The sequence below is a fragment of the Phenylobacterium sp. genome (assembly GCF_041916435.1).
Classification (GTDB): domain Bacteria; phylum Pseudomonadota; class Alphaproteobacteria; order Caulobacterales; family Caulobacteraceae; genus Phenylobacterium.
Genome location: NZ_JAYRZM010000030.1, coordinates 1 through 1,185 on the forward strand (window position 1 = coordinate 1; position 1,185 = coordinate 1,185).

Annotated in this window: 1 protein-coding gene and 1 pseudogene; both read right to left on the reverse strand. The window is 70.1% G+C overall.

The genetic code is table 11. The features are described from left to right. A partial coding sequence (locus ACE3TA_RS22605; RefSeq protein WP_374576580.1) for an electron transfer flavoprotein subunit alpha/FixB family protein occupies positions 1-776 on the reverse strand: 776 nt, incomplete at its 3' end. Beyond that, a pseudogene (locus ACE3TA_RS22610) lies at positions 776-1,185 on the reverse strand (electron transfer flavoprotein subunit beta/FixA family protein); the annotation flags it as partial. The gene ACE3TA_RS22605 and the pseudogene ACE3TA_RS22610, both read right to left, overlap by 1 nt.

Consider the following 1,185-nt stretch of genomic DNA (forward strand, 5'->3'; position numbering starts at 1 on the left):
GAGATGCCCACCGCGACATAGAGCTCGGGGGCGACCACCTTGCCGGTCTGGCCGACCTGCCAGTCGTTCGGGGCATAGCCGCTGTCCACCGCCGCGCGCGAGGCGCCCACCGCGGCGCCGAGCTTGTCGGCCAGCTCTTCGATGATCGCGAAGCTCTCCTTCGAGCCGAGGCCCCGGCCGCCCGAGACCACGCGTTTCGCCGAGGTCAGCTCGGGACGGTCGCTCTCGGCCACCTCGTCGGCGACCCAGCTCGACAGGCCCGGATCGGCGGCAGCGGCGGTCTCGGTGACCGGGGCGTTGCCGCCGATCCCCGCCGCGTCGAAGCTCGCCGTGCGGATGGTGAAGACCTTCTTGGCGTCCTTCGACTTCACCACCTGGATGGCGTTGCCGGCATAGATCGGCCGCTCGAAGGTCTCGGCGTCGATGATGGCCGAGACGTCCGACAGCACCATCACGTCCAGAAGCGCCGCGACGCGGGGCATGACGTTCTTGGCGTCCGTGGTCGCCGGGGCGGCGATGTGGTCGTAATCGCCGGCCAGCGACACGATCAGCGCCGCGGTCGGCTCGGCCAGGCGGTGGCCGTAGAGCGGCGCCTCCGCCACCAGCACCCTGGCGACGCCGGCGATCGTCGCGGCCTCCGCGGCCGCCGCCTTGGCCTGCGCGCCGGCGCAGAGCACCGTCACATCGCCAAGCGCCTTGACCGCCTGCACCGCCTTCGCCGTCGCATCGCGGTTCAGCACCCCGTTCGTCACTTCCCCAAGCAGCAGAACAGCCATCAGATCACCCCCGCTTCTTTCAGCTTGCCCAGCAGCTCGTCCACCGAGCCGACCTTGATGCCGGCCTTGCGGCCCTCGGGCTCGCGCACCGAGACCACCTCGAGACGCGGCGCGACGTCGACGCCGTAATCACCGGCGGTCTTTTCCTCCAAGGGCTTCTTCTTGGCCTTCATGATGTTGGGCAGGCTCGCATAGCGCGGCTCGTTCAGCCGCAGGTCGGCGGTGACCACCGCCGGCAGCGCCACCGCGATGGTCTGGAGGCCGCCGTCGACCTCGCGCGTCACCTTGGCCTTGGCCCCTTCGATCTCGACCTTGCTGGCGAAGGTCGCCTGCGCCCAGCCCAGGATCGCCGCCAGCATCTGGCCGGTGGCGTTCATGTCGTTGTCGATGGCCTGCTTGCCGGCGATGA